23 protein-coding genes and 7 pseudogenes are annotated in these 26188 nt (G+C 63.1%); 7 read left to right on the top strand and 23 right to left on the bottom strand.

The features are described from left to right. The 8 genes and pseudogenes from BST14_RS05445 to BST14_RS05415 all read right to left on the bottom strand — a co-directional run bounded on the left by BST14_RS05445 (nucleotide 1) and on the right by BST14_RS05415 (nucleotide 7560). Entirely contained in the window at nucleotides 1–237 is a 237-nt protein-coding gene (locus BST14_RS05445; protein ID WP_083063554.1) for a hypothetical protein, read from the bottom strand. Beyond that, entirely contained in the window at nucleotides 234–1511 is a 1278-nt protein-coding gene (locus tag BST14_RS05440; protein WP_083063553.1) for a cytochrome P450, read from the bottom strand. The genes BST14_RS05445 and BST14_RS05440 overlap by 4 nt, the downstream gene beginning before the upstream one ends. Nucleotides 1512–1538: 27 nt before the next feature. Further along, nucleotides 1539–2753, bottom strand: a complete 1215-nt coding sequence (locus BST14_RS05435; protein WP_245845313.1) for a CaiB/BaiF CoA transferase family protein — start codon at nucleotides 2751–2753, stop codon at nucleotides 1539–1541. Further along, nucleotides 2737–3666: an SDR family NAD(P)-dependent oxidoreductase gene (locus BST14_RS05430; RefSeq protein WP_083063552.1), complete on the bottom strand. Its 930-nt coding sequence runs from the start codon at nucleotides 3664–3666 to the stop codon at nucleotides 2737–2739. The genes BST14_RS05435 and BST14_RS05430 overlap by 17 nt, the downstream gene beginning before the upstream one ends. Beyond that, nucleotides 3667–5499, bottom strand: coding sequence for a flavin-containing monooxygenase (locus BST14_RS05425; RefSeq protein WP_083063551.1), 1833 nt, complete (start codon nucleotides 5497–5499; stop codon nucleotides 3667–3669). After that, nucleotides 5496–5799 (bottom strand): annotated as a pseudogene (locus tag BST14_RS30535) (aromatic ring-hydroxylating dioxygenase subunit alpha); the annotation flags it as partial. The pseudogene BST14_RS30535 and the gene BST14_RS05425, both read right to left, overlap by 4 nt. Continuing rightward, a pseudogene (locus BST14_RS30285) lies at nucleotides 5797–6120 on the bottom strand (thiamine pyrophosphate-binding protein); the annotation flags it as partial. The pseudogenes BST14_RS30285 and BST14_RS30535, both read right to left, overlap by 3 nt. Before the next feature lie 675 nt (nucleotides 6121–6795). Next, nucleotides 6796–7560, bottom strand: coding sequence for an SDR family NAD(P)-dependent oxidoreductase (locus tag BST14_RS05415; RefSeq protein ID WP_083063550.1), 765 nt, complete (start codon nucleotides 7558–7560; stop codon nucleotides 6796–6798). Between the two features lie 550 nt (nucleotides 7561–8110). Between BST14_RS05415 and BST14_RS05410 the strand changes: the two genes are divergently transcribed. The 4 genes from BST14_RS05410 (at nucleotide 8111) to BST14_RS05400 (ending at nucleotide 10701) form a co-directional block, all read left to right on the top strand. Then, entirely contained in the window at nucleotides 8111–8653 is a 543-nt protein-coding gene (locus BST14_RS05410; RefSeq protein ID WP_083063549.1) for a VOC family protein, read from the top strand. Between the two features lie 517 nt (nucleotides 8654–9170). Continuing rightward, entirely contained in the window at nucleotides 9171–9320 is a 150-nt protein-coding gene (locus BST14_RS30765; RefSeq protein WP_245845312.1) for an SDR family oxidoreductase, read from the top strand. Nucleotides 9321–9348: 28 nt separating this feature from the next. Further along, nucleotides 9349–9723 carry an SDR family oxidoreductase gene (locus tag BST14_RS30760; protein ID WP_245845311.1) on the top strand — a complete coding sequence of 125 codons (375 nt, stop codon included), beginning with the start codon at nucleotides 9349–9351 and terminating at the stop codon, nucleotides 9721–9723. A gap of 183 nt (nucleotides 9724–9906) precedes the next feature. After that, complete coding sequence (locus tag BST14_RS05400) at nucleotides 9907–10701, top strand: SMP-30/gluconolactonase/LRE family protein (RefSeq protein WP_158085854.1); 795 nt, start codon at nucleotides 9907–9909, stop codon at nucleotides 10699–10701. Nucleotides 10702–10707: 6 nt separating this feature from the next. On the opposite strand, the gene BST14_RS05395 is transcribed toward BST14_RS05400, so the two are convergent. The 14 genes and pseudogenes from BST14_RS05395 to BST14_RS05330 form a co-directional block, all read right to left on the bottom strand. Further along, entirely contained in the window at nucleotides 10708–11877 is a 1170-nt protein-coding gene (locus tag BST14_RS05395) for a hypothetical protein (RefSeq protein ID WP_083063547.1), read from the bottom strand. Then, nucleotides 11874–12434, bottom strand: coding sequence for a UGSC family (seleno)protein (locus BST14_RS05390; RefSeq protein WP_083063546.1), 561 nt, complete (start codon nucleotides 12432–12434; stop codon nucleotides 11874–11876). Before BST14_RS05390 ends, BST14_RS05395 begins: the two co-directional genes overlap by 4 nt. 66 nt (nucleotides 12435–12500) lie before the next feature. Beyond that, a complete protein-coding gene (locus BST14_RS05385; protein WP_083063545.1) occupies nucleotides 12501–13019 on the bottom strand; it encodes a VOC family protein in 519 nt (172 codons plus the stop codon). A gap of 142 nt (nucleotides 13020–13161) precedes the next feature. After that, nucleotides 13162–14013, bottom strand: a complete 852-nt coding sequence (locus tag BST14_RS05380) for a TauD/TfdA dioxygenase family protein (RefSeq protein ID WP_083063544.1) — start codon at nucleotides 14011–14013, stop codon at nucleotides 13162–13164. A gap of 268 nt (nucleotides 14014–14281) precedes the next feature. Beyond that, nucleotides 14282–15469, bottom strand: a complete 1188-nt coding sequence (locus BST14_RS05375; protein WP_083063543.1) for a cytochrome P450 — start codon at nucleotides 15467–15469, stop codon at nucleotides 14282–14284. A 306-nt stretch (nucleotides 15470–15775) separates the two neighbouring features. Beyond that, nucleotides 15776–16489 (bottom strand): SDR family NAD(P)-dependent oxidoreductase, encoded by a 714-nt coding sequence (locus BST14_RS05370; RefSeq protein WP_083063542.1) that lies wholly within the window; start codon nucleotides 16487–16489, stop codon nucleotides 15776–15778. 89 nt (nucleotides 16490–16578) lie between these two features. Further along, entirely contained in the window at nucleotides 16579–17139 is a 561-nt protein-coding gene (locus BST14_RS05365; protein WP_083063541.1) for a carboxymuconolactone decarboxylase family protein, read from the bottom strand. Between the two features lie 108 nt (nucleotides 17140–17247). Beyond that, on the bottom strand, nucleotides 17248–19323 hold the full coding sequence (locus BST14_RS05360; protein ID WP_083063540.1) for an oxidoreductase: 2076 nt from the start codon (nucleotides 19321–19323) through the stop codon (nucleotides 17248–17250). A 203-nt stretch (nucleotides 19324–19526) separates the two neighbouring features. Continuing rightward, complete coding sequence (locus BST14_RS05355; protein ID WP_083063539.1) at nucleotides 19527–20051, bottom strand: nitroreductase/quinone reductase family protein; 525 nt, start codon at nucleotides 20049–20051, stop codon at nucleotides 19527–19529. Nucleotides 20052–20097: 46 nt separating this feature from the next. Beyond that, the gene (locus BST14_RS05350) at nucleotides 20098–21003 is read right to left on the bottom strand and encodes an SDR family NAD(P)-dependent oxidoreductase (RefSeq protein WP_083063538.1); all 906 of its coding nucleotides are present in this window, start codon (nucleotides 21001–21003) and stop codon (nucleotides 20098–20100) included. Continuing rightward, on the bottom strand, nucleotides 21000–21548 hold the full coding sequence (locus BST14_RS05345) for a carboxymuconolactone decarboxylase family protein (protein ID WP_083063537.1): 549 nt from the start codon (nucleotides 21546–21548) through the stop codon (nucleotides 21000–21002). Before BST14_RS05345 ends, BST14_RS05350 begins: the two co-directional genes overlap by 4 nt. Beyond that, entirely contained in the window at nucleotides 21545–21982 is a 438-nt protein-coding gene (locus BST14_RS05340; RefSeq protein ID WP_083063536.1) for a carboxymuconolactone decarboxylase family protein, read from the bottom strand. The genes BST14_RS05345 and BST14_RS05340 overlap by 4 nt, the downstream gene beginning before the upstream one ends. 99 nt (nucleotides 21983–22081) lie before the next feature. Continuing rightward, nucleotides 22082–22903, bottom strand: a complete 822-nt coding sequence (locus BST14_RS05335; RefSeq protein WP_083063535.1) for an SDR family NAD(P)-dependent oxidoreductase — start codon at nucleotides 22901–22903, stop codon at nucleotides 22082–22084. Between the two features lie 451 nt (nucleotides 22904–23354). Beyond that, a pseudogene (locus tag BST14_RS05330) lies at nucleotides 23355–23579 on the bottom strand (IS607 family element RNA-guided endonuclease TnpB); the annotation flags it as partial. 369 nt (nucleotides 23580–23948) lie between these two features. On the opposite strand from BST14_RS05330, the pseudogene BST14_RS05325 reads away from it, so the two are divergent. Together BST14_RS05325 and BST14_RS30755 are read left to right on the top strand one after the other, a co-directional pair. Next, nucleotides 23949–24865 (top strand): annotated as a pseudogene (locus BST14_RS05325) (cytochrome P450); the annotation flags it as partial. Between the two features lie 43 nt (nucleotides 24866–24908). After that, nucleotides 24909–25102 (top strand): annotated as a pseudogene (locus BST14_RS30755) (SDR family mycofactocin-dependent oxidoreductase); the annotation flags it as partial. A 1-nt stretch (nucleotide 25103) separates the two neighbouring features. Here the strand turns inward: BST14_RS30755 and BST14_RS05315 are convergent. Beyond that, nucleotides 25104–25579 (bottom strand): annotated as a pseudogene (locus tag BST14_RS05315) (M24 family metallopeptidase); the annotation flags it as partial. A 4-nt stretch (nucleotides 25580–25583) separates the two neighbouring features. Here BST14_RS05315 and BST14_RS05310 point away from each other — a divergent pair. Further along, nucleotides 25584–26168 (top strand): annotated as a pseudogene (locus tag BST14_RS05310) (zinc-binding dehydrogenase); the annotation flags it as partial. Between the last annotated feature and the right edge of the window lie 20 nt (nucleotides 26169–26188).

Here is a 26188-nt window from a genome sequence, read left to right as displayed (position 1 = left end):
TCAGCCTCCCAGCTCGCCGTCGGCCGGGTTACCGGAGACGACCGATTGCGATATCTCGACGTCTTGCGCGCCGTTACGGTACTCACCAACCTCGCCGCGCAGCGTCGTCACGCCAAGAGCGAGGTTGTGCTTGTTGAACGCCTTCGTGTCGGGCCACAGCTCGATGAGCATCCATGTCCCGGCCGCCGCCCGCAATGCAGCCAAATCGCAATCGGCTTCCTGCTGCACCTGGGTCATAAGCTTTCCCCAGACGTGAATTCCAGGTGCAACGCCGTCAGCCCGCGAAGGATGTAGTCCGGGGAGTAGTCGTAACGGCGATTGCCGGGTGGGCCGTGATGTGCCTCGGAGATCCGAATGTCGGCCATCCGGTCCAGGATGCGTTCGAGGCTGACTCTGGCCTCGATGCGCGCCAGCGGGGCACCCGGGCAGCTGTGCACACCGCGCCCGAATGCGAGATGCTGGCGCACATTGGGGCGATCGGCCCGAAACTCTGCCGGGCAGTCGAACCTGGTCGGATCCCGATTGGCAGCTCCGGGCAAAAGCATCACCGTGGTGCCCGGCGCAATCTTGACGCCGCCGATGGCGGTGGCGACCCGGGTGAGCCGGAAGTGGCTTTTGATCGGGCTTTCGATGCGCAACATCTCCTCGACGAAGTTGGATATGCGCTCAGGGTGATCGCGCAGCGTCGCTTGAAGCTGTGGCTGCTCGGCCAGCAATTTCAGGGAACCGGCGAGCAGGCGCACAGTGGTTTCGTGGCCGGCAAAGAACAAGGAAGTCGCCAGGTGCACGATGTCGGTGATCTCGGGGGTCGAGCCGTCGGGGAATGTCGTCGTCGCCAACGTAGTAAGCATGTCGTTCCGCGGTTCTCGTCGGCGCTTTTCGATATAGGTGGTAAACCACTGGTCGAGTTCGGCCGACGGGTTGATCGCGATCGTGCCGTCGTGTCCCTGGCGTGAACCCATGTCGGCGCCGAACCACCGGCGAAACGTTGCGTGGTCGGCTTCGGGCACACCGAGAAGGTCGGCGATGACCAAAAGTGGGAATGGGCGGCCGTAGGCCTGGACGAAATCACAGCGGGCGTCGGCGATGAACTCGTCGAGCAGGCTGTCGGCCAATCTCCACATGAAGTCCTCGTTCTCCTTGAGCCGCTTGGGCGTAAACAGGCCATTTACCAGCGCGCGGTGCCGAGTGTGCTGCGGCGGGTCAAAGCAGACAAGGTTTTCAGAGCCCCATGGGAACTGGTGGCGATGGGCTTCGATCAGCGCCGTGATGTCGCCGCTCCCTGGTGTGAAGGGCAGCGGTGGGAAGGGGCCGATCGCCGCGTTGACCGACGAGAACCTGTCGGTGTCGCGATACACCGCCAAAAGGTCGTCGTATCCGGTCAGGGCAACCACACCGTGGTGCGGCTCCCGATAGGCCGGGCACGTCGCACGCAGTTGCTCGAAATACGGATACGGGTTCTCGACGACGGAGGGATCGCTGAAGAAGTCGATGCTATCGAAATTTGCCACGAGACTGCCCTTTCTGGATTTCAACGGTTACATGTGTGCAGCGCATGTCCTGATCACTACATCGAGCCGCGGGCTGGGTTGGCCTCTACCGCCAGGCCGAGTTCGTGGAGGACGTCGGCGTTGTCGGCGCGCAGCGGCGAAGCCGGACGGGCGACTCGGCCGGGTATACGCGAAAACCAGGTCGACACACCCGGAAAGCGCACCGGGTCGTGCGGTGTGTCGACCGTCTCGAAGAATCCGGCGGCGTTCAGGTGCGGGCTGTCGAATAGGTCGGCGGGGCGTGTTCAGCACGGCGGCGGGTATTTCCAGCTCCCGGAACAGCTTCAGCCATTCCTCGGTCGTTGGCTCCTTGAGCGTTTCGGCGAGCAATGCGTAGACGTCGTCGATCTGGCGGGCCCGCTGCGGCAGCGCCGCGTAGCGGGAGTCGGTCCAGGCGGGTCGCACCGCGTCGATGAACGTTGCCCAATGTTTGTCGTTGTAGATCAGCGCGGCGATGTAGCCGTCACTGGTGCGATACGGCCGGCGGTTGGGCGCCACCGTCCGCGGATACACTGCCGGTCCTAGCGGAGGATCGAACATCGCACCGTTGGCGTGTTCGACCAGCATGAACGACGCCATCGTCTCGAACATGGCGACCTCGACCTCTTGCCCCTCGCCGGTGCGCTCGCGGTGGAACAGCGCCATCATCGTCGCGTACAGCGCGGTCAGCCCGGTGATCTTGTCCGCCATGATCGTTCCGACGTAGGTGGCCTTACCGGTCAGCTGCGCTTGAACACTCGGCAGTCCCCACGCAGCCTGAATGGTGTCGTCGTAGGCGGGTATATCCCGGCCGGGACCACGCCGGCCGTAGCCGTAACAGTTGGTGTAGACGATCACAGGGTTGATCGCCGCGACGTCGTCGTAGCCGAATCCGAGCCGGCCGATCGCCTTGGCCCGCATCGAGTGGATGAATACGTCCGCAGTTGCGATGAGCCCCCGCAACGCCGCCTTGCCGGTGTCGCACTGCAGGTCGAGGACGATGCTGCGTTTGCCCCGGTTCACGTTGACGAACACGCCGCCCATCGACGGCTCCGGTCCGACCGAGATGTAACGGGTGTCGTCCCCGTCCGATGGTTCGACCTTGATCACATCGGCGCCCATGTCGGCCATGATCTGGGCGCCGTACGGCCCCAGCACCATCACAGTGAGATCGACGACCCGCACCCCAGCCAGCGGGCCATTGCCGTTACTGCGGCTGCGCATGCTGTGCTCCCTTGGCCATCTCAAAGCTGTAACGGAGATGGTCGCTCTGACCATGTGGCACTACCGGGAACACCAACGGTGCGTCCATATTGCGGATCGCCTCGAGCTGTTCGCCCACCAGCTCGATCGACCACGACGGCCGATACACACCAGGGGCTTCACCGATCACGGCTCGTGCCACCCGGCCGGCGACCGCGATCAGCATCTCGCCGGTGATCGGGCACGACTCGTGAGCGAGATAGCCCACCACCGGCGCCACCAGCTCCGGCTCCATCGGCGGATACGCCGAAATATCTAGGCCCTCAGCCATTCTGGTTACTGCCGATGGCACGATGACGTTACAGAGCACGTTGTCGGCCGTACCTTCGAGTGCGACAACATTGGCCAATCCGATGACACCCGTCTTCGCGGCAGCATAATTGGCCACCCCGTGGTTGCCGTACAACCCGCTGATCGACGAGGTCACGACGATGCGACCGTAACGGGCCGCACGCATCAGTGGGAACGCTGCACGCACGACATGGAAGGCGCCCCGTAGGTGGACATCGAGCACAGCATCGAAGTCCGCATGGCTCATCTGCGCCAACGGGACTCGACGAACGTTGCCCGCGTTGTGGATAAGGATGTCGATGCGCCCGAAATGGTCTATCGCGGCTTCGACGATCCTGGCGCCGCCGGCACGCGTGGCCACCGATTCGACGAAAGAGATGGCCTGACCACCGGCCGCCATTATCTCGGACACCACCTTCTCGGCGGGCCCGGAGTCGATACCCTCGCCAGTCAAGGCTGCACCGATGTCGTTGACGACGACCTTCGCGCCTCGAGATGCCAACAGCGATGCGTAGGCGCGGCCCAGTCCCCGGCCGGCGCCGGTTACGACCGCGACCCGACCGTCGAATCTGAGTTCAGGCATTCATCTTCCAAGTACCAGGCCGTCGAGTTCGCCTTTGGCGCGCCAGTTCTCCAACAGCTCGGCGAATGCGTAAAAGCCGGGCCCGTACTGCTCACCCAGATACGAGCGGATCCCTTCGCCCCCTCCCCCTCCTTCGTTGTTGAAATACCCGGGGGTGCACTCCATTTCGAACCGGCTGTTATCGACTGCGGTCTCGCGCATCGTCGTTATCCACTGGTCCTGGGCCTGGTGGCTGGGCTCGACGGTCGTCGCACCACGGGCCAGGGCCTCGGCGATGATGTAGGCGATGTGCTCACCCTGCAGCTCGTAGTTTGCGGTGATATTGGCCGCCACCCCGAGCTGGGTGAAGCCGGTGAAGAACAGGTTGGGAAAACCGCAGCTTGTCATGCCGTGGAAGGTACGAAAGCCGTCCCGCCAGTTATCGAACAAGGACAAACTGTCACGGCCTTCGATCGGGTCGATGCTGTAGCGTCGGCTGACTTCAGTGGAGATCTCAAAGCCGCTCGCATAGATGATGCAGTCCACTTCGTAGTCGACTCCGTTGGCTACCAGGCCCTTTTCCGTTACCCGCTCCACACCCTGCGACGCCGACACGTCGACCAGCGTGACGTTCGGACGATTGAACGTAGGCAGGTAGTCGTCGTTAGAGCACGGCCGCTTGCAGAAAAATCGGTAGTAAGGCTTGAGCGCTTCGGCGGTCTGGGGGTCTGCGACGATGCTGTCGACGCGGCGCCGCAGCCGCTCCATTACCTTGAAGTCCTCCTCCTCCTGCAGTGCCATGAACTCTTCGGGTGTCAGCTCAGCTGGGTTCCCCCGCGCGAGAATCCTTGCAGCCGTGTTGCGGCCGAGTTCAGTCCAAAAATCGCACACGAAGTCCGGCTGGCCCGGCGCGCCGCCTTCGAAGGTCCAAGCATGGAAGTTGCGTCGACGTTCCTGCTGCCATCCCGGCTTCAACGTTTTTACCCATTCGGGATCAGTCGGCCGGTTGTCGCGCTCGGCAACAGTGGAAGGCGTGCGCTGAAAGACGTAGAGGTGTTTGGCGTAGCAGCCCAAAAACGGGATGACTTGGATGGCGGTAGCACCCGTGCCGACGATCGCGACCCGCTTGTCGGCGAGCTTGTCCAAGCCGCCGCTCGCATCTCCACCCGTGTAGTCGTAGTCCCAACGCGCCGTATGAAAGCTGTGGCCCTTGAAGTCGTTGATCCCGGGGATGCCCGGCAACTTCGGCATATGGTGGCTGCCGGCGCCCAGGACGACAAAGCGTGCCCGGATCTCGTCGTTGCGATTAGTGCTGATCCGCCAGCGCCTGACCGATTCGTCCCACTGCAAGGCGCGTACCCGGGTGGAAAATATCGCGGAATCATACAGGCCGAAGTGCTTGCCGATGCGCCGACAATGCTCGTAGATCTCCGCCCCGTCGATGAACTTCTTGGTCGGGACATAATTCAGCTCTTCGAGAAGCGGTATGTAGCAATAGGACTCGTTATCACACTGGATACCGGGAAAGCGGTTCCAGTACCACACACCGCCGAAATCTCCACCGAATTCGATAATCCGGACGTCTTCGACACCGACCTTCTTCAGATCGGCAGCGCACAGCAGGCCGGCGAAACCCCCACCCAGAACAGCCACATCGATGTCTTCCGAGATCGGGTCGCGGGGCGCCACTGGTGTGTACGGGTCGATCTCGTAATAGTCCTCATAGTCGCCCGACAGTCTGATGTACTGCTTCGAACCGTCTGTACGCAGCCGTTTGTCCCGCTCCTGACGGTACTTCTCCCGCAGCGCCGAGAAATCAAGGTCCTGCGGTGTTTGCGTCGGCTCGCATGTCATGTGAGCGTCTCACCCCTCGTCGTCGGGAGCTCGCGTGGTTCGCCAGTACCCGTGTACTTCGCGAGTTGGCGGTGGAGATTGGCCGTGTTGCGCTCGCGATAGGGATTGGGTTTGGTGCCGGGAAAGCCAAGGGATTTTATGCCCTGCTGCACCGCTGCCATGTGGTAAGACGGTGCGCCAATCTGGGTCGTCTGCTGGCGAGTAGACCCAGTCCGTCTGCGGATCCTGGCCTTTGGGGAAAAGCTCGAATACGGCAACTTCGAAGATGCACTTGTTCGGATCGTAACTCGGGTCGGACCGTTGCTCGGTGACCCTGGCCCGCTGACCGCCGAGGAAGATGACGGGCGAGTTCTCGACTTTCGCGCACATCATTGCCCCGGCCAGATTGGCCAGGCCCGGGCCCAGCGTCCCGATGCACAGTCCCGGCTTTCCGGTCATACACGAAACGGCCTCGGCCATGAATCCGCCACATTCTTCATGATGCGGCGCCACGACATCCCAACCACGCCGCTGTGCCTCGTGAAACAGATGCACGAAGTTCGGGTCGGGGATACCAAACAGGGAGGCGATGCCTCTCGCCTCGAAGAGATCCAGGATGCGTTCACACACCTTGACGGTCATGATCAGATTTCCCCAACTCTTCCTGCAGGGCAGATTCTGGACGTCTCGCAATCGGACCGGCGCCTCAGGCCACGGTGACTTGCCCTCACTGCACCACAGGACCTCGATGCCCGGCCAGATGTAAGCTATTAATTGTCCAGACAAGTCCTGCTTCCTTTGTAGGCCCGCGCTGATAGTTTCCCGCAACCCCTAGACATAATTCACCCGTCCTGATACCGAGGTCAAGGGTGTAATCCAAGGCAGAGGCAGTGATGATGGGTGGCCAGATTCCCGCGCCCACAGGGCGGCAACCGCTGTCTTGTATGGACATAATTTCTAGACACCAGCTTGGGCTGCCAGGTGTTCTCGCCAACAGCCCAGGACCAGCCCGCAGATACGCATCCGGTGAGTCAACGGCAAGTTTGTATAGTACTTGACAGTATCAGGGATTGCGGTCGGGCGCAAAGGCTTCCCACCGCCATGCCGCGCAGGCGATTGAGGAAGAGCAGCACGCCCGTTGTCAGTATTCGTTGCGGCTGAAAAGGCTCGCAACTCGGGGGCGATTTCGGGTAGCCCTTCAGCTTTCGCAACACCTGATCGGCGAACAAACCGGTCTGCTCTTAGACCAGCTCATAAGACAACCCACCAGAACTGAAGTCCGCAGACATCCTCCACCATCAGGCGCGGCCAGCATCATCACCAGGTTTGTTCGGCAGCGCGTACCAGCATGTGGTTGACCGCTACCCGACGGTCGCGGGTCACCATGTAGATCACCGCGTCGGCGATGTCCTCGGGCCGCATCCTGACCATGTCGCCGGTGAGGCGCTCGAACGCCTCGCGGGCCTGCGCGGGCAGGTGGCTGCTGATCTCGGTGTCGGTGGTGCCCGATCCCACCACGCCGACACGAACCCGCTGGCCGAGCACCTCTTGGCGTACACCTTCGCTGAACGCGTTGACACCGAATTTGGTCAGCGAATACACCGCACTGCCAGGTCGCGCTAACCAGCCGGCAACCGAACTGATGGTGACAAGATCGGCCACCCCGCGCGGTGAGCTGCTGGCCGCGTCGATCAAATGGGCCAATGAGGCGCGGGTGACATACAAAACGCCCTGGACGTTGACCGCCACCAGCTCGTCCCACTCCTGCAGGGGCGCATCGGAGGCCGAACCCAGGCTCATCAGCCCGGCATTGTTGATCACGATGTCCAGGCGCCCCAATTTGGTCACCACCCGAGCCACCGCGGCGGCCACTTGCTCAGCGTTGGTGACGTCGGCGGGCACCACCAGTGCTGTGCCGCCCGCCGATTCGATATCCGCTTTGAGTTTTTCAAGCCGGTCGGTGCGGCGCGCCAGCAGGGCCACCGCGGCGCCGTGGGCAGCCAGTGCTTGTGCAGTGGCCGCACCGATACCGCTGCTGGCACCGGTCACCAACGCCGCAGTATCAACAAGTGGTGCAGTCATCGCGGCTCCGAAACCGAAGGGACGTTCGGGATTTCGCGTAGAACGCAGCCACCGCGGCTAACCATCGATCCCGAACGCGAGCCGCCGACCATGTCGGGGTCGAAGCGCACCGGCGCGCACCGCCGACTTTGCATTGTGAGCTCCCCTTCCAACGTCTGCGCGATCATCACCACTCCTATTTGTCCGGATAAAAGACGTCAAATATCATTAGGCAGGTTTATCAGTGCGTCAAGCAATCGAGAACGGGCTGGGGGACGGGAAGTTTACATTGCAGAAGCCGGGACCCGGCATTCAGTCGCGGCGACACATTTAATAGACAAATTGTACGGACCAGCTTTGGTCAGTGGTCGGCGCACCAACCAGGGGAGATTCATCTCGCTGTTGGCGATTTGTTCAATCGTCGAAGCTTTGGCACGACGAGCGAGTGCGGCCGCATCGTCGATCGAGCTCGACGCTGAATCCGTCGTCGTGATTAGGTCATTGGTGGTGATGCGGCTGAAATCGCGGCGCCCCTTGGTATTTCGCTGTGTAAGGGGGTAGCTTGCGTCAGATGGCCACTTTGTCTGTTTCCAAGCCTTTTCCCAACCGAAACTTCATGCAGGTGTGCTGGGTGGTACCCGACGTCTCGACCGCCATCGACTCGTGGGTGCGCAGCGCCGGTGTCGGGCCTTTCTTCCGCTTCGACGGGATTGAGTTCACCGATGCCCGCTACCGCGGTAGAAGCACCGAGTTTCCCGCGCTGGCAATCGCCATCGCCTATGCGGGTGATCTACAGATCGAACTGGTCTGCCAGGACAACGACGATACCAGCGTGTTCCGTGATCTCGTCCCCCGTGGGCGGGCTGGGCTCCACCACATAGCGTTGGTGTGTCAGGATTACGAAACAGATCGCGACGCCTACACTGACGCAGGGGCAGAACTCGCATTCGAGGGTGTATGGAACGGCAGCCGCGTCTGTTACGTCGACACATCGCCCACACTCGGTATCATGGTCGAGCTGCTCGAATCCAACCCCGCGCTTACCGAAACGTTCGCCGCCATGCGCGCCGCCGCCGAAACCTGGGACGGCAAAACATACACTGTTAGCTTCTGACAGTGGATGAGTGCAGTGATCAAGTGGCTTTCGAAACTCATCGATGAACACGTAGCCCTTGCCGTCGATTCCAATCCGACCGACATCAACCCAGATGTCACCGTGGGACGTCCACCCTACAGTTCCCAAGTCGCAGGTGCACAGCGACGTCGGCCCAGCCAGGTCTCGGTGATAGGGTGTTGCCGCACCGGCGCTACCACGAATTCACCTGGCACGCACCATCATCGACCGGCGGACTCGCACATTTACCTTTACGGTTACCAACCCGAGAACATCCTGGCCCGCCATACACTTAGCGGCACGTGCATCGCCGGCCGAGGTGCCCGGCCGTAATAGGATGCAACACAGCTATGGCTCCAGATACACATCAAGATGGCCGACTCGAGGGCAAGGTCGCCATCATCACCGGTGCCGGGTCCGGTATCGGATGGGGCCGCTGCCAAGCGATTCGTTGACGAAGGAGCACGCGTCGTCTGCGCGGACATCAGCGGGCACGAGCGCGACATCGCCGAACTGCTTGGCGAGCGCGCTTGCGCCAGTTCATGTCGACGTCACCAACGCCTCCGACGTCCAACGCATGATCACCACAGCCGTCGACTGGTTCGGCAGCGCCGACGTTCTGCTCAACAACGCCGGGTTCGGCGGGCTGCACGTCGCACTGGCTTGACACCGGCGAAGAACTATTCGACGACATCGTGGCGATCAACCTCAACGACGTATTCCTCGGCATGAAATACGCTATTCCCGTCATGCTCGAAATCGGCGGCGGTGCAATCGTTAACACCGCGTCCGCTTCGGCGCTTGTCGGCTGGAAAAGCCTCTCCTGCTATGCCGCAGCCAAAGCCGCCGTGGTGCAGATGACGAAATCGGCGGCATTGGATTATGCCCGCTCCAGCGTGCGTATCAACGGGATCTGCCCGGGCATGACTTACACCGGACTCGCCGGGGCTAAACCCGACGATTTGGTACCGAGCGGTGAGCACTTGGCGACGCCCATGGCGCGTTGGGGCCAATCCGCCGAACTTGCCGCCGCCGCATTGTTTTTCCCAGCGGCGACGCCTCGATCATAGGCGCCGCACTGGCCGTCGATGGTGGCTAATCCGCGAGCGGTCCGGTGGTCACCCCGCTTCGTCTCCCCCTCTCCGCAGTGACGGCACCCACTCGCCTGCGAAGCATCGCGACAGGTACCGGAAGGCCAGCATGAACATCGAACGTGTCAATACGGAACGTTGCGCGCATGGCGAGGGTGCGCCGTGGTCCGCCGACGAACAGGCGCTCTACTACCTCGATATCTACGGCGGATCTTCCGCCACGATCCTGGCGGCGCAACAAAGAGCTGGCAGACGCCCGGGCGCGCCGGGGCCGTGGCGCTGCGCAAGCGTGGCGGCGTGGTAGTGGCAGTGGAGACCTCGTTTTATGCGCTCAATTTGGTGAGCTGGGCGGCCGAAACGATTGCCGGGCCGGCGTTCGACGGCTCATATCTGACAGTGAACGACGGTGCAACCGATCGGCGCGACCGGTTTTTGTTCGGCGCTACTAGCACCCAGCTTGACGATCCACAGGCGGACGGCGGGTTATTCAGCCTCGGCACCAGCCATCGCATCAGCAAACTCGACAGCGGCATTCACCAGTCCAACAGCCATTGTCTCTCACCTGATGGCTGCACGCTCTACTCCGCCGACAGCTTTGTCCGCACGGTGTTCGCCTATGACTATGACCCCGAAACCGGACAGATTGCGACCAAGCGTGTTTTCGCCGGTACATCGGAACTCGGCGGGGTGCCGGACGGCTCAGCGGTCGACGCGGACGACATGGTGTGGGTCACGATCTTCCAGGGCGGCAAGGTCGTCGCCTTCCGCCCTGACGGGGATATCGGACGGGTAATCGAGATGCCGGTGACGTTGATTTCCAGTGCGGCGTGGGGGCGGGCCGAACCTCGACCAGCTCTATGTCACGACGATCAATCCCACGCAATTCGGCTGGCCAGCGCAGGACGGGTCGGGCTACGTCTATGTCGTCGAAGGACTGGGTTCGCGCGGCCTCCGTGAACCGTATTACCGGGGGTGAGTCTCGCCCTCGGTGCGCTCGGCCGCGGCTACCGGCACGGTTTGGGCCAGCGATGTTCCGAAGCTGTGGAACCCGGTGGCGTGAAGGCCGCCCGGGCCGCCGGCCACGAACACCAGAATGTCCTTGGGTTCTGGTGTCATATAGACCCGGCCGTCCTCGCGGATGCGGCCCTGTTGCTCGAGCTGGTCGCGGTGCAGCCGCTGCAAGAAGCACGCATCGACGCTGGCGAAGCGCCACAACGTCTCCTGCACGTCGGAGATGTCGGGCATCTCGCGGCCGACGATCTCGGCGCAGATAGGATTGATCGCGACCAGCATCTCGCCGTAGGGCACCGCGCCGGAGAAGCAGTTGCAGCCGGCGTAAGCGACTGACTTGCCAATCATCTCGAGGAAATCCGTCGCCTTGTGCGATGTCGTATCGATGATGTTCTGAGTCCCCATAGCGCCGAACGAGGTGAGAGCGTCGCCGCGGATATCACGCCGCACGGCCAGCGGGAGCCAGGGTGAGCGCTCCTCCCATTCGCCGGTGACCACGCCGGCCACGCGTCCAGGCGATCCGAAGGTGGTCTGCGACGTCACTCCGGGGGCCTGGCCGGCGACGTTGCGCATGATCAGCCGGACGGCCCGGCCGATCGCAGCGGCCTTGTTTGCCATCCCGCCCAGGCAGCCGTAGCTGAAGGGGATGTCCAGCTCGTTGCGGATAGGCCCGTTGACCACGAAGACCGGGTATACCGGCGCGGTAGTCGCGTTGACGCCGTAGAGCTCGAAGTCAGGGTCGGCGATCGAGACGATCATCGCGATCAGCAGCTCCAGCGACTCCGGCGGTGCGCCGGCCATCACGGCGTTGATGACGATCTTCTCGACGGTGAGCTCGACGTTGGTCGGCGGCAGGTGGGCGATGATCTCGTCGGGATAGCGGTCGTTACGAGCGAGAAAGGCCCGTACACGGCCGGACGTCGGCGGAATCAGCGGCAGGCCGTCGCCCCAGCCCTGCTGCAGCGCAAAGTCGGTGAAGGCCTCGACGTCGAGGTCGACCTCATGGGTGCGGCTGGCCAGCCAGTCCACCTCGCAGCCGTCGGGGCCGCAGTCGCGGCTGATCAAAGGCTGGGGCTGCGGCGTCGCGCGGCGGCCGCTGGGACGGATCAGTTCGATGGTCACGCGGTCACCTCTTGGACTGCGAGTTGCGCGCCCATTGTCTCGAGCAAGCCATGGAAATGCGCCTCCCCGATCGACAACACCTCGGTGCGCTCGCACTCGTTCAGCGGATAGGGCAGCACGTGAACGCGAAGGCCCGAGCGCCCGCCGCGCCGCGCAATCTCGTGGGCGAAGGTCTCGAAGTTGGCCGTCGCGACGGCCGTGGTCGGCAGCCCCCGGTTCGCCGCGGAGATCGCGTCGCGGATGGTCCACCCGGTGCAGGACCCGCAGTTGGCGAGGCCCACGACAGCCGCGTCGATCTGCTCGAGGAAGGCCTCGTATTCGCGCTCACAGCGTTCGCCCTCCTCGCCCGAGCGACCGGCCGAACGCCAAAAACTCACCTCCGCACCGGCGGTGCGGAGTTTGTCAGCCCAAAGCTCGCTGATCCAGTCCCAAGCACGCCACATGCGGTCCACCCGGAAGCCGATCCGTTTGCCCGACAAGGCGCCGACGTCTGGACCGTGGCTAGCGATATCGTCCTGCCGCGTAGCGGTGGGGTCGAGTATCAGTCCGTGCGCCATCTTTCGCTCCTCAATTACTTGAATTCTCTCATCGCCCGGTAGCACTAGCGATCGAAGAGCACTTTCTCATCCTCGAGCACTTCGGGAGGTGTGCGCCGAGCGGCTTCGGGTGTCGGTGTTTTCAGCCGAGCTGATCCACTGGATCAGCTCGATCCGGTTTCCGTCGGGGTCGGTCAAAAAAACCAAGTCGTAGCCGACGTCCGCGTTTCTGACGCATGTCCGGGTCGATTCAATGACTTTTGCCCCGTGTACGACCAGTCGAGCTTCGGCGCCGGGCAGGTCATCGACTTCGAACGACAGATGGGTCAGACCGACTTGATTGCGTCTGGTCGACGGAGCGCCGATGCAGCCGGGTTCGGCCCACCACATCAGCTCGAGCCGCAAACCGTCCTTAGTGATCATCTGCGAGGTTAGTTGCGCGCCGCCGGTGATCTCGGCTGCTGCAGCCACTTCTTCTCCGGCGCCGTACGTTTCGGCAACCTCGAAGCCGAGCCCCTCGGTGTAGAAGCGCAGCGACGTCGTCAGGTCCGCGACGCACAGGCCGACATGGGAAACTCTCAGTTCTGCCATCGATCCATCCCCCATCTTTGTGCACAACAACGGTACGAACGCGCTCTCAACTTGCTTATGTCTTCCGCGATGGACGCAGAGAGCCCTCGCACGGACAGCTTCCGCGATCGCCGCACTCGGGAATCTGCTCATGATTCTGAACTCCCGTATCTGGTGATCAGGCGAAGGGTTCCTCGCCCTGAAGTTTGGTCCGGTGCAATAACCGTCCGGAGTTCGGGTCATACGGTGTGGCGCGGTGCATCGTTCCGGTGTTGTCCCAGATCACCAGGTCGCCGACCGACCATTTGTGACGGTACACAAACGGCGGACGAGTCGCCCAATCACGAAGCCGCACAAGCAGTTCAGCGCTCTTCTTGAACTCCATGTCGACGATATGGCGAGCGGTGGCACCTAGGACCAGAGACTTACGACCCGAGCGGTGAGTCCATACCAGTGGCAACTCCTGGTCGCCGATCGCCATCATGCGGCGCAGCACCTCGATACCTGGTTCCGGGTCGTAGTAAAACAGCGTGTTCCACGCCGAGTGCATCACGCGTAACGACCCGATCTGGCGCTTGTCCTCATCCGACAGATCCTCATATGCGGCATAGGTGTTGCAGAACTCGGTATCGCCGCCACCTTGTGGCGCTACCTTGCTCGACAACAGCGAGGCCAGGATCGGTACTTTGCTCATCGTGCCGTCGATATGCCAGTACAGCGATCCCTTGAGATAGTCGGCGGTTCGGCTGACCTTGGGATCTAAAGTGACGTTGTATACCTCCTCCCCGCTGACTTCACGCGCGATCGTGCCCAGCGTCTGGGTAAACGCGACCTGCTCCTCATCGGTCAAGCCAATCTGCGGAAACACCAGCACGCCCCTTTGCTCGAGCAACTCGCGAATCACGCCGGCATGGCCGCCGCTTAGAAGCGTCTGCTTGTCCGCCCGGATCTCGGTTGCGATGCGAGGCGTCATATCCCTGGTCCGCAATTTCGTTGCCGGCCGCCCATCATGTTCCACAAACGAGGCCATCCGCGCTTCCTTCCTCCCGCCACCCTTTCGGCGGCTTAACGAACCCATCGAAGCCAGACGCTATAGATCGCCACAGCGTGAATCCCAGCTCCACCGCCTGTTATGAAAGCCCCGCCAACATTCCAGCGCGAACGGATTGCTTCGATACCGTTCCTTCCCAGGCGGTTTCGTGACGTTGGCTGTTGAGCGAAGAGCCGAGAATGCGGCGACCTTCGAACTCCTGCGGTCGTAAAGTCACGGCTACCTCTTTGGTTGAAGATTTCTGTCGCTAGGTCGTCGCCGGAACGCCGACGTTGATGACGCCCCCCACGGGCCCGCGGGCGAAAAATGCGTCTCCGTAATCGATGTCGTGTAGCCGGTACTCGGGGGCGGTGGCCAGCAGTGCTTCCAGTGCCACGCGGGCTTCCAGCCGTGCGAGGGCGGCACCGATACAGACGTGCCTGCCCGTCGTGAAGGCCAGGTGCGCCTTGAGCTCGCGGCCGATGTCAAAGCGTTGCGGGTCCGGCCAGCGGCTTGGGTCGCGGTTGGCGGCACCGAGCATCGCGTAGATCACGTCGCCCTTCTCGAAGCGCGTTCCCGCCAGCTCGGTGTCCCGGACGACGACGCGCACGATCGCCTGCGTGGGGCTTTGCCAGCGCAGCACCTCCTCGACTGCGCTGGGAATCAAAGACGGGTCTTCGACGAGTTGGCGGCGTTGCGCGGGATGCTGCTCGAGGGCGACCAGGGCTAGCCCCAAAAGCTTGGCAGTCGTGTCATAGCCCGCGAGCAGGAGGTTCAACGCGACCGCCCGGATTTCGGCATCGCTCCAATCGGCAACGTCGACCATGACGGTAAGCAGGTCATCGGGTCGCTCGCGACGGTGGCGCGCGATCTCTTCGCTTAGGTAATTCTTCGCTTCGGCGACGACAGCCTCCATCGCGCGGTGGGCCTCGGGCGCTTCGTTCCCGAACGCGACGTTGCCAACAAGGACATTCGACCAGCGCCGGAAGTCGTCGTGTCGGTCCTCGGGCACGCCCAGCAGCTCGGCGACGACGATCACCGGGATCCTGGTGAAATCGTCGATGTCGAAGTGGTCACGACCGTCGACCAGTGGCCTGAGCAGCTGGTCGACGATGCCGCGGACGCGAGGCTCCCAGTCGCGCTGCATCGACGTGGCGGCGAAGTGGCGGGCCATGGGGCCACGAAGGCGACGGTGATCTGCGCCTTCGGTGATGCTGATCGCCGGCGCCTCGAACCAGAAATACACGTCGGGTCGCAGCGCACCGGGCACGCTGAACTGGACCGTATGGGTGTCCGTCAGCACAGCCGTACAGTCGTCATACCCCGGAACCATCCAGGCGTGGGCCGATCCGTTCCACACGACACGCCCTGCGGCACGGATCTCCTCGAGCATCGGGAACGGGTCGACCGCCAGCGCAGGATCACGGAAGTCGACATCGAGCTGAGGGGTCGGCACTGTCGGCTCCCTTCTGGCGCGAACTCGGCGACCAAACGTGGCCCAATTATTGTCCGGACAATTTTGCTCTTATGTGATGTAGTCTATATTCGGGCAGTGCTGACACTGTGTCAAGCGGCTGATGCGTTGCCAATCATTTGGCAGAGCGCTACATTTCACGATTATGGGCGCAGTCAGCGATGGGCAACCGCGGCGCATGACTGGAGCCGCGGCTTGATCTATTTATCCGGACCAAATGGCCGGTCCGTCCCAACTGCCCCAGCGAACCTCCTCAATGCTCCGCCGCCCAAACTCGGGCCCGGTGCTTTATGTCGCCCGTCCTCCGTTGACGCCGATGATCTGTCCGGTGATATAGCCAGCGTCCTCGGAGACGAGGAAGCCGCAGGTGGCGGCGATGTCTTCCGGCCGCCCAATTCGTCGCACGGGGGTAGCCCCGATGAGATCGTCGATGCTGACGTGGCCGAAATCGCCGCGCCGCTTAGCGTTTCGCAGCATGGGGGTGTCGATGAACCCGGGTGGGACGGCGTTGACGGTGATGCCGTGCGGGCCGTATTCGAGGGCGAGCACTTTGGTCAGACCGTTGACGGCAGATTTCGCCGCCACGTAGTGGGCCCGCATCGGGGTGCCCGAATGTGTGCTCGATGAGGAGATGTTGACGATTCGCCCCCACCCGGCGGTCAGCATGTCGGGCAGCACCGCTTGCACACAGTGAAATACGCCGTTGAGGTTGACGTCGACCACCCGTTGCCATTCCGCGAAGTCAAGGTCATGGAAGGCGACAAACCCCTCGGTGCCGGCGGCGTTGACCAAGACGGTAACGGGGCCGAGTTGTGGGCGTACCTTCGCCAGGGCCGCATCGATCTGGGCCCGGTCGGTCACGTCAACGGCGTAGCAGAGTTCGGTGCCGTCCGGCCTCACATCGAAGGTCGCAACCCCATATCCGTCGTTGCGTAGCCGTTCGGCGATGGCCGCGCCGATGCCGGACGCGCCGCCGGTGACCACCGCAGTGCGTGGTGCCATGGCTTCTCCTCTTCTGGTCCTCTTCTGGCTCGGGCCGATTCCAAATCGCTAGTTACACAGCGGGGTTTACGATCGTTGCAGCCCAACTTCTACCTATCGTCGAGGTCATGGGCGGCGTTTCGCCAGTTCTGGCCTTCGGGTTGGACTCCAAAAGTGTTTATTCCGGCCGCGAGAAGCAGATAGCCGCCAATCGTGAAAATCAGGTCCATGCGTTGACGCTCATCGAGGTGGTCGGCTAAGGCTGTCCAGGTGTCGTCCGACACGCAAAATCCGGCCAGGAGTTCATCAACTGCCCGCAGCGCCGCAGCCGCTACACCGTCCCCGTGATCCGCGGTAGCCGCTGCGATCTCTGCATCAGATAGTCCGACCTGGCGGCCCAGCCCCACGTGATGGGCCCATTCGTACTCACACTCCGTACGGTGCGCCACGCGCAAGATCACCATCTCGCGCACTCGCGGCGGCAGTGTCGAATCCCGCTGTAGGTAGAAGCCAAACGGCAGATAGGCCCGCGTCAACATCGGATGGCGAACCAGCGTCGCCATCAGATTGCCCACGCCGACCCCCGAAATCCGTTCGGCGGAAACCACGCTGGCCAACGCCTCACGCGCCTGCTCATCCCACTGATCGGGTGGTAACGGGGTCAACCGCATGCGCTGGCATCTCCTCTCGTCTCATCGGCTCTGACACCACCAAGCCCATGAGGCCAGCGAACATTGCCTGGACTCTGTTCAGTCGGCTTGCGGTGTCCATAATTTCCGTCAGCCCGCGGGGGCCGGGTAAATGCTGGGGTCGTCGGCTGCAAAATAAGCCGCAGCAACGTTTTTCGGAGCATCGGGCTCGCCGATCAACCGGGCGAATTTCTGCGCCTCATAGGTGGCCGTGGCCAACTGCCGGACGCTAAGCGCATCCCCGATGGTGAAAAGCTGCGCGATGTTGCCGTCCAGCTCGCGCGAAATCGTGTCCAGCGGGATGCGGCCGGTGGCCAAAACGACTGTCTGCACGTCGGCGATCACCGACTCGCTCGCACTGTTGACGTCGAAGACCTCCAGTTCACGATCCCCGATACTGCGCACCCAGGTTGCCGGCTGGAAGGTGACATGGGCCTCGGCCATCCGCTTGGCGATCATTTCCCCTTCGAAGCTCATCAGCTCGCGGTTCGAAAAGGGCGCGTAATTGGCGGACAGCAGGATCACTTCGGCGCCGCGGCGGCCGAGTAGCTCAGCCACGCCAGTGCTCGCATGGGTGCCCTCCCCGTCCACCACCACGACCTTGCCCGATGGGTGCACACGGCCGAGCAAGATGTCTTCGGGACAACACACATGCGATTTGTCCGTACCGGGAATCTCCCGGTCGACGAAGCCGCTGCGACCAGTGCGGCTGAATTCAGCACCGGTGGCCACGACGACCGCATCGGGCGAAAGCGCTAGCACCTCACCGGCTGTCGCCGGGTTGCTTTTGCGGACGGTGACTCCCAGACGGACAAGCTCGCGTTCCCACCAGTCGATCGCGTGACGGTAGAACTCGCGCCCTGGTAGCCGCGCCCACAACTCCAGCGCCCCGCCGAGCTGCGGGCGCGCTTCGATCAGTGTGACAGCGTGGCCCCGGCGCGCAGCCACCCGAGCCGCCTCCAACCCGCCCGGCCCGCCACCGACCACTAGGACCGTCGATGGTGTCACCGCCGACGTGAATGTATCCACGCCCCAGATCCGTTCGCGATAGCTCGCCGGATTGATTGAACAACCGAACGCGCCATAAGCCATCCCGCCAAGGCACCAGTTGCAGGCGATGCAAATGCGCCCCTGGTCTTCGGTGCCCTCGCGGGCATGCTTGACGAATTGCGGCTCAGCGATTAGCTCACGCGCCGAACCGACCACATCGCACACGCCAGAAGCGATCGCGGCTTCGGCGTCGGCCATCCGGGTCACCCGGCCAAGCACGCTCAACACCGGCACATCGCCCACCGCGCCGCGTACCTTCTCGACGAAAGGCCGATAAAAGAACTCTTCGACAAAGACCGACGGCATGCCGTACTTCAGCTGCAGCGGCTCCATCGCGACGTCGAGGTCGACAAAATCGACCAGGCCCCGCTCGCAGATCCACCGAACCGCCTCATGCGCGTCGGAGGCGTGGTAGCCGCCCTCGATCAGCTCGTCACAGTTAAACCGCATGCCAACCGCGATGCCCGCGCCGGCCGCTTCACGGACCGTCTCCAGCGTTTCCATCAGCAGCCGCAGTCGATTTGCCAGCGGGCCACCGTATTCGTCGGTGCGGCGGTTGAAATACGGCGACACGAATTGTTCGATCATGCTGGAATGCGAGGCATGCACCTCGACTCCGTCGAAACCGGCTTGGCGCAGATGCACCGTCGATTGCCGATGCGCGCCGACCATCATCGCGATTTCCTCGCGCGTGGCCGAGCGGGTCGCGCCGCTCAACCCGCCGAAAGCGAATTGCGACACCGACGCGCTAAACGACGGCGCCCGCGGTGCCAGCGGCTGCCAGACGCCTGCACCGAGCCAGTGATACCAGATCTGGGCGAAAATCTTGCCTCCCGCCCGATGCACCGCATCGGCAAGTGCGCCGAAAGCCGGAATGCTGTCCTCCGGATACGGACATGGCTGGTAATCACGTCCCCGCTGATGCGCGGTGCAGCTCAGGATCACCAGGCCGCAGCCGCCGTCCTTTACCCGTTCGGTGCAGTAGGCGACGAGATCGTTGGACGGGGCACCTCCGACGGTGAGTGGCAGCCCGTGTGGCGCGAAGTAGTAGCGGTTGGGTAGTTCAACAGGTCCGACCCGTATTGGACTGAAGACATTGGGATAGCGGGGATGCATTTCCGTTCCCTAACTGTGCTGAGCAACCCCGTGGACGGGCTGCAATCCGTTCGGCAGTCACCATCGGCGTCGTGAAGGCCGTACCTGGTAGCGACCTGAGGGCATAGCCACTACCCCGTTGTGTGAATGCAGCATTTTATTCTGTAATTTGATATACTGTCAATGGCAATACAATGACCCACCTGCGATACCCAAGCTACAAATCAGTGACAGCCGCTCGGTTCTGACGCGGAATCACCTATGGCACCGAACACCTCGACCGGTTCGAGTGCTTGCATCATCACGAGCGGAATTTCTCGGACCGTAGAAGCCTGGTAACTCGCGTATGGCGGATATACACCGACCATGAAATTCCAAATTGTCTTCCGCTCAGTGCCTTCAGGCTCGCGCCAGCTGGCGCGGAATGCTTGTGTCGCGATCTGGAACTCGAGGTCATACATCTCGCGCACGTTGAGGTACCAGTCGGGATGGCGGTCGGCACCACCTTTCGATGCGACGACCACGACTTCCCCCGCGACGATTCCATAGATCAATGCGTTGACGTAAACCTGGCCGGAACGGCGGCCTTTGGTCCGAAGTAGGCAGTGCGCCGTCAGCGCACGCCCACCGGTATCTGTTAGGTCCATGATGTGGCCGTGTTTTCCTGCTGACATCAGATACATCTCGCGGTGCCGCGCTACCCAATCGTGTCGGTCCGCTCGGATCGCCGCTGCAGTCTCATCGCTCATGCTTACCCCTTCACTTTGCGATATTGCGCCCACCGCAACACGGTGATCAGCCGTTCCCCGAGAACAAGCGCTTGAGGGTTCCGCCCAGTGGAGCTGGCATGAAGCCGTCCCCGTGCGGCCAGTCCAGGAAACCCAAGCCGGCGCTGGTGCCGCCGTCGATGTGCAGCGTCGTGCCGGTGATCGAACGAGACAGGTCGCTGGCCAGGAACAACACCCCGTTGACAATGTCGTCGACCGTCGGCGCCTGCTTCAGCGGGACGTACATGTTGAACGCTTCCGCGAAGATGTCGTCGTATTCGTCACCGAGATCGGCGAGCCTTGCGAGGTCTTCCGGATACAGCGCAGCATTGGATCCCTTCGCCGGGTTGGTATCGGGCGCGATCAGGTTGACGCGGATCTTGTCGGCGCCCAGTTCGAGTGCCATCGCGCGGCTGAAGTTCGTCGTTGCGGCCTTCGCGCCCGCGTAAACGGCGAATGTCGCGGCACCGCGGTGCGCCTCGATCGTGGTGAAGTTGATAATGCTGCCGCCCGCTCCGCCCGCGCGGATGAGCGGAACCGCGCGCCGGACACTGTCGATGACATAGCCGTAGTTCAAGCGGATGTCGCGCGTGTTCTGCTCGCGCGTGGTCTCCAGAAAGAAATTGCGCGCAACCCCGCCGACCAGGTTGACCACGATGTCGAGCCGGTCGAACTCAGCCGCTACCCGGTCATAGAAGCGATCGAATGCCTCCACATCGGCCACGTCGGTGTGCATCGACAGTATCTGCGAACCGAGCGCCTCGACCTCCGGGACGATCAGGTGCACCGCTTGCTCGTCGATGTCACAGGCAGCAATCCGAACACCGGCCCCGGCCAGTCCCAGCGTCACCGCCCGCCCGAGGATTCCCCCGGCACCGCCCACGACTACGGCGGTCTTGCCGGCCAGCGCGGCATGCGCCTTTAACAGACTCATTCCCCGCCTGGTCGGGCCTGCGGAATGAACTTGCCGACGTCGCCGGAACCCAGCGTGGTCAGCCGCTCCGGGTCGAGTGCGCCGTCGATTCCGAGTGCGGCGCGGGGCTTGTTGACCAGGAACGAGGTGAGCCTGAACATGAGGCCCACGACCTCTTCGGGGGAGAAATACTTGAGCGCGTCGTCCCGCGCCTTTTGCGTTAGCTCCGAGGGCATCTCGAGAAAGGCCGCGGCCAGCCGCAGCGCCGCTTTTTGCCGCTCGGGAAGGTCGCTCTGCTCGAACCGCACCACGGTGTGCTCGATGTCGTCGGCGAGGTTGCTTGCGGACTCGGTCCGCACGCTCAAACAGTATTTGCAGGACTGCGCAACACCGTTGCGGATCCGGAGCAGTTCGATCAGATCGGGATCCTGGGGCGCGAGCCTTAGCGCGGCGACGTAGAAGTCCATATACGTGCCGATGAGGCGCTGGTCGGTCAGCGAGTTGAGGTATAGGGCCGCGTCCTCGCCCGGTGCGACCGGCCGGACATTGATCTTCGGAGTCGTCATGGGGCCGGCTCCAGGTCGAGCAACGTCGACAGCCTGAGCGAGGCCTCGTATCCCGTGATGACGGTCGTGAAGTTGATGACCCCGGACGTTCCCAACTCGCGCTCCAGACTGGTAACGAGTTCGCGGCTTATCATTGACGGGTCGATGACGAACTGTTCGACGAATTCGAACACGGTGCGCTGCAACGCAGTGAACGACGACGATCGCTCCCACGACTTGAGCTCGGCGAGCAGATCGGGGCTGTGCAAGGCGAGCTCCTCACGGCAATGCAGCATTTGCGCGATTCGTGCCTTACACAGCGCGAGCAGGTCCGGATCGATGGCCGCCGCGCATGCTTTGAGAAATTCCCGATGCCGCGCGTACACCTCCGGATGCACACCCAGCACCACATCGCGCTCGTTCCGCCCATCCACGGTCATCGGCAGCCACGTCATGACAGCACTGCCCCGGTCATCTCACCCTCCTGTCTTGGACGCGATCGCCGGCGCCTCCCGCGAGCAGTCGCGCAACGCCACGCTGCGGGGTCTGCACTGTCAGCTCCCTGCTGGCGCCAACTCGGCAAGCAGCGCCGCCTCGTCGGCCCACTGCGGCCCATGCACACTCAATCCGCCGTCGAGTGGGATCGTGACGCCTGTGATCAAGCGGGCGCGGTCGGAGGCGAGGAAGGCCACCACGTTGGCAACGTCTTCCGGCGCGCCGAGTTGTGATGTCAGCTGGTGGCGGAGCATCATCGTGACGAACTCCTCGGGCACGCTCGATGCCGCGGGCGTCATGATTATTCCCGGAGCAACCGCCACGCACCGGACTCCGTGTTTCCCGTATTGCGTTGCCACATTACGCGTGAAGCCGATGATGCCGGCCTTCGACGTGCCATAGCTCGGACGCCCACCATCTCCGAATATTCCCCCGACCGACGTCGTGTTGACGATCACACCGCCGCCGCCCTCGATCATGTGTGGCAAGGCGTGCTTCGTGCAAAGGAAATAGCCGCGCAGATTGACGGCCATCGTCCGCTCCCACACCTCCAGGTCGAGGTCGTGGATCATTCCATCGCGGGCCAGGTGCTCCGGCGCGACGGCTGCCGCGTTGTTGTGCAGGATATCCGGCGCTCCCAGTTCACGTACGGTTCGCGCGACAACGCCCGCGACCTGCTCCTCGTCACTGACGTCAGCGCAGACTGCGATCACCTGCGCTCCGCTCTGCGTCAACGCCGCGGCAACCTCCTCGGCTCTCACACCGTTGACGTCGACAACAGCAACGCGCGCGCCTGCCTCAGCCAACGCGCGCGCCGTCGCGGCGCCGATCCCACTCGCTGCCCCCGTAACGACAGCGACCCTCCCATCAAGCTCTGGCATCCGCCCTCTCCTAATTCACATCGGCTCTTCCGCCTCACAGGGGCCTCATGGTTGCGGCAACTACGGGCTCGGGTCAGCGCACCGAGCATGTCCTTGATGGCGATATCGCCTTCCCGAGTAGCCACGGTCTTCAGCAATCACTGACTGCTCACCGCCGAATCCATACGCCCAGGGGCACGATCTTGTATAACGCTTGACAGTATCTGTAATTACAGTGCTCCGCAAGCACGCGTACGGTCAGTCAGCTCGAGCGTTGCCCTCCTCGCCGACACGACGCTCGACAGGCAGCCGCAGGTCATCGAGCAACAACTCGCTAGGAGAGTTGGCCCATAATTGATTGCGGGTTTTGAGGTTCCAGAGCCCGGCGATGATTTGGATGCCGACCAGATCGGATCTGGCCCCAATGCGGCACCGTCGCGAGTGGGTGATCTTTAGTGATCATGCGACTCGCACCCCGTCTCGGCGTTGTTCGCCGGCCGGTTCCCTTCCGCGGTTCACGGCCACCAGGCCGGCTCGGGCGGGTCTTACGGTCGGCTCCACGCTTGACGGAGGCCTCAACTGGGCAGACGACGCAAACAATGTCCTCGTAGCGTGCGAGGTTGATAGCTGCACTGTCATCACGCTGCCGGCGACGGCGCGACGCACTCACCCGCGCAACACCGTGGCGCTCAGCCCACATCGCCAGATTCATAACCCTGTTCCTACAGCACACCACCGACATTGAGGTTTGGTGTGTGCTCGCGCGACCGCGGCCACCGACTGGAACCCCCGGGGTTCCTGATTCTTGAGTGGTCGTCCGCGAGCACGTGCCCTAAGCCGGCCGGTGTCCCTGTTTGGGGCTTGGAGATGCTTAAATAGCGGACTTCTGCTTCGGGAATGTCTGGGCTACGCCCGTCGGACTGGGGACCGACCCTGTCGATCGCGACGAAAGGAGTTGCGTGGAGCTGATTTTTGGTATTGACCTGGCCTGCCGGGCTGCTCATCAAGCCTCGCTGGCTCGCTCCGACGGGACGTTCGTGTCGACTGGACGGAAGTTCGCGCGCGCCGCAAGTTGCTTGGCCGGATGTTCACGCCGCGCAAGATCAGTGAGCTGGAACCCAAGATCCGCGAATTCTGCGCTCAGTGCTTGGATCCGCTGATCGACGCCGACCGGTCCGACTTCGTCGCGGACCTCGGCGCGCAGATGCCGATGCGGGTGATCGGCATGTTGCTAGGTATGCCTGACGACGACCAGCAAGCCGTCCGAGATCGCTGGGACGCCAACCTGCGCACCGAGGCCGGCCAATCGATGACGTCGCCGCCGAAGGCATTGACGCCGGCGAAGTATTCGCCAGATACATCGACTGGCGAGCCGAGCACCCGTCAAATGACATCATGACCGAGCTGTTGAACGTCGAATTCGAGGATGAGACCGGCACCACGCGCCGCCTGACGCGCAACGAACTGCTCGCCTATGCGGGCCTGGTCGCTGGCGCGGGCGACGAGACCACCGCCCGGCTGATCGGCTCGATGGGCAAGGTGCTGGCTGAACATCCAGAGCAGCGTCGCCAACTAGCCGCAGACAAGTCATTGATTCCGCAGGCCATTGAAGCACTCTTACGCTGCCAGCCACCGGCTCCCCACCTGGCCACGTATGTCACCCGCGACGTCGACTACTACCGCCAGACAGTGCCGGCGGGCAGCATCATGATGCTGCTGGTCGGCGCCGCTAACCGCGACCATCGCCAATTCCCGCCGGACGGCGACGTTTTCGACATCCACCGCGAGGCCCGCCAGCACCTGACATTCAGTGTCGGGATTCATTTCTGCCTCGGTGCGGCGTTGGCCCGGCTGGCGGGTCGGATCGCACTCGAGGAAGTCTTGAAGCGCTTCCCGGAGTGGGACGTTGACCTGACTAACGCCAAACTCTCGCCGACGTCAACGGTGCGGGGTTGGGAATCGATGCCGGCTATGCTCCGCTGAACGGCAGCAGGTCTGAAGCTCAACGATGAAAAGTGAGGTACTGATGGCCGCACGGGTCGAAGGACAGGTAGCGTTCATCACCGGCGCGGCGAGCGGTCAGGCCGTAGTCACGCGGTGCGGTTGGCGCAGGAGGGCGCCGACATCATCGCGATCGACATCTGCAAACCGATCCAAAGCGTATCGACTGCGCCGGCGACACCGGAAGATTTTGCCCAGACGGCGGATCTGGTCAAGGGTTCCCCGGGCTCAATCCGCCCGTCGGTGTTGCCCCGGCCGCCACGGATGCTCCCGCGACGTCACCCACGCGACGTCCTGCGTCGCCGGGGTGCTCACCCCACCGGCCGTCATCGCTTCCAACAAGACACCGGCCAGCACCGTCTCGCTGACACCCGGACGCAGCTCGGCCACGGTCGTCGCTAGCGCCGTCTCGGCCACCTGGATGGCTTCACGCAGCGCCACCATTTCTTCGGGGGTCTTGACTCGGCGCGCCGCGCGCATCGCCAACTCGCCGTCGACTAGCTCGGCATTCGGAAACGCCATCGGCAGTAACTGAGCGAAGACAGGAGAAAATGCATCGGTCCCAACCCGTTTCGCAGCGGCCGCACCTTCGATGCGCTTTAGCACCGAGATGACAGTCATCGGATTCCACGCCAGGCCGTAGAGATTCTCGTGCGGGATGTCGTAGGGCACGCCCTCGTCCCACGTGCTCATCAGGTAGGCACTGATCGACTGGGGCATCGCGCCCGACGCCGGTCCCATCGTCGTCACCGGGGCCACCGGCGGCGTTGGCTCTGTCAGCGTCGACCTGCTGGCGGCCGCCGGGTACCAGGTGGTCGCCTCCACCGGCAAGGCGGAGGCCGCCGACCGGCTGAAAAACCTTTGCGCCGCAGAGGTTATCGGCCGGCTGCCCGCCGACCCCGACGCCAAGCCACGGCCGCTCGGCAAGGCACGCTGGGCCGGTGGGGTCGATTGCGTGGGCGGCGCGACGCTGGCCGACGTGCTCAGCACCGTCGACTACGGCGGCGCGGCGGCGGTCAGCGGCCTCACCGGCGGCCCGGCCCTGCACACCACGGTGTTGCCGTTCATCCTGCGCGGCGTCGCGCTGCTGGGCATGGACTCGGTGCTGATGCCGATCGGCCCGCGACGCGAATTGTGGGGCCGGCTCGGCGATTCGCTGCGGCCACGCCACCTGGACGCTCTGGTCAGCGACGTCGACGTGCAGGACGTCGTCGGCGTGATCGACCAGGTGCGCGCCGGCAAATTCTCCGGCCGGGCGGTGGTGCGGGTGGCCGGCGGGTTCTGAGCGGTTAGTAGGCTCTGGTG

Origin of the sequence: Mycobacterium arosiense ATCC BAA-1401 = DSM 45069 (genome assembly GCF_002086125.1) — a bacterium.
In the GTDB taxonomy this organism is placed as follows: domain Bacteria; phylum Actinomycetota; class Actinomycetes; order Mycobacteriales; family Mycobacteriaceae; genus Mycobacterium; species Mycobacterium arosiense.
Note: the sequence above shows the minus strand (reverse complement) of the source record. Positions and strands in the feature narration are given on the sequence as shown.

Bases quoted from the DNA above. Each gene is read 5' to 3' on its own strand.
- BST14_RS05445 (WP_083063554.1), bottom strand. From the start codon at position 237: ATGACCCAGGTGCAGCAGGAAGCCGATTGCGATTTGGCTGCATTGCGG.
- BST14_RS05435 (WP_245845313.1), bottom strand. From the start codon at position 2,753: ATGCGCAGCCGCAGTAACGGCAATGGCCCGCTGGCTGGGGTGCGGGTC.
- BST14_RS05430 (WP_083063552.1), bottom strand. From the start codon at position 3,666: ATGCCTGAACTCAGATTCGACGGTCGGGTCGCGGTCGTAACCGGCGCC.
- BST14_RS05425 (WP_083063551.1), bottom strand. From the start codon at position 5,499: ATGACATGCGAGCCGACGCAAACACCGCAGGACCTTGATTTCTCGGCG.
- BST14_RS05415 (WP_083063550.1), bottom strand. From the start codon at position 7,560: ATGACTGCACCACTTGTTGATACTGCGGCGTTGGTGACCGGTGCCAGC.
- BST14_RS05410 (WP_083063549.1), top strand. From the start codon at position 8,111: ATGGCCACTTTGTCTGTTTCCAAGCCTTTTCCCAACCGAAACTTCATG.
- BST14_RS05390 (WP_083063546.1), bottom strand. From the start codon at position 12,434: ATGGCGCACGGACTGATACTCGACCCCACCGCTACGCGGCAGGACGAT.
- BST14_RS05385 (WP_083063545.1), bottom strand. From the start codon at position 13,019: ATGGGGGATGGATCGATGGCAGAACTGAGAGTTTCCCATGTCGGCCTG.
- BST14_RS05380 (WP_083063544.1), bottom strand. From the start codon at position 14,013: ATGGCCTCGTTTGTGGAACATGATGGGCGGCCGGCAACGAAATTGCGG.
- BST14_RS05370 (WP_083063542.1), bottom strand. From the start codon at position 16,489: ATGGCACCACGCACTGCGGTGGTCACCGGCGGCGCGTCCGGCATCGGC.
- BST14_RS05365 (WP_083063541.1), bottom strand. From the start codon at position 17,139: ATGCGGTTGACCCCGTTACCACCCGATCAGTGGGATGAGCAGGCGCGT.
- BST14_RS05360 (WP_083063540.1), bottom strand. From the start codon at position 19,323: ATGCATCCCCGCTATCCCAATGTCTTCAGTCCAATACGGGTCGGACCT.
- BST14_RS05355 (WP_083063539.1), bottom strand. From the start codon at position 20,051: ATGAGCGATGAGACTGCAGCGGCGATCCGAGCGGACCGACACGATTGG.
- BST14_RS05350 (WP_083063538.1), bottom strand. From the start codon at position 21,003: ATGAGTCTGTTAAAGGCGCATGCCGCGCTGGCCGGCAAGACCGCCGTA.
- BST14_RS05345 (WP_083063537.1), bottom strand. From the start codon at position 21,548: ATGACGACTCCGAAGATCAATGTCCGGCCGGTCGCACCGGGCGAGGAC.
- BST14_RS05340 (WP_083063536.1), bottom strand. From the start codon at position 21,982: ATGACGTGGCTGCCGATGACCGTGGATGGGCGGAACGAGCGCGATGTG.
- BST14_RS05335 (WP_083063535.1), bottom strand. From the start codon at position 22,903: ATGCCAGAGCTTGATGGGAGGGTCGCTGTCGTTACGGGGGCAGCGAGT.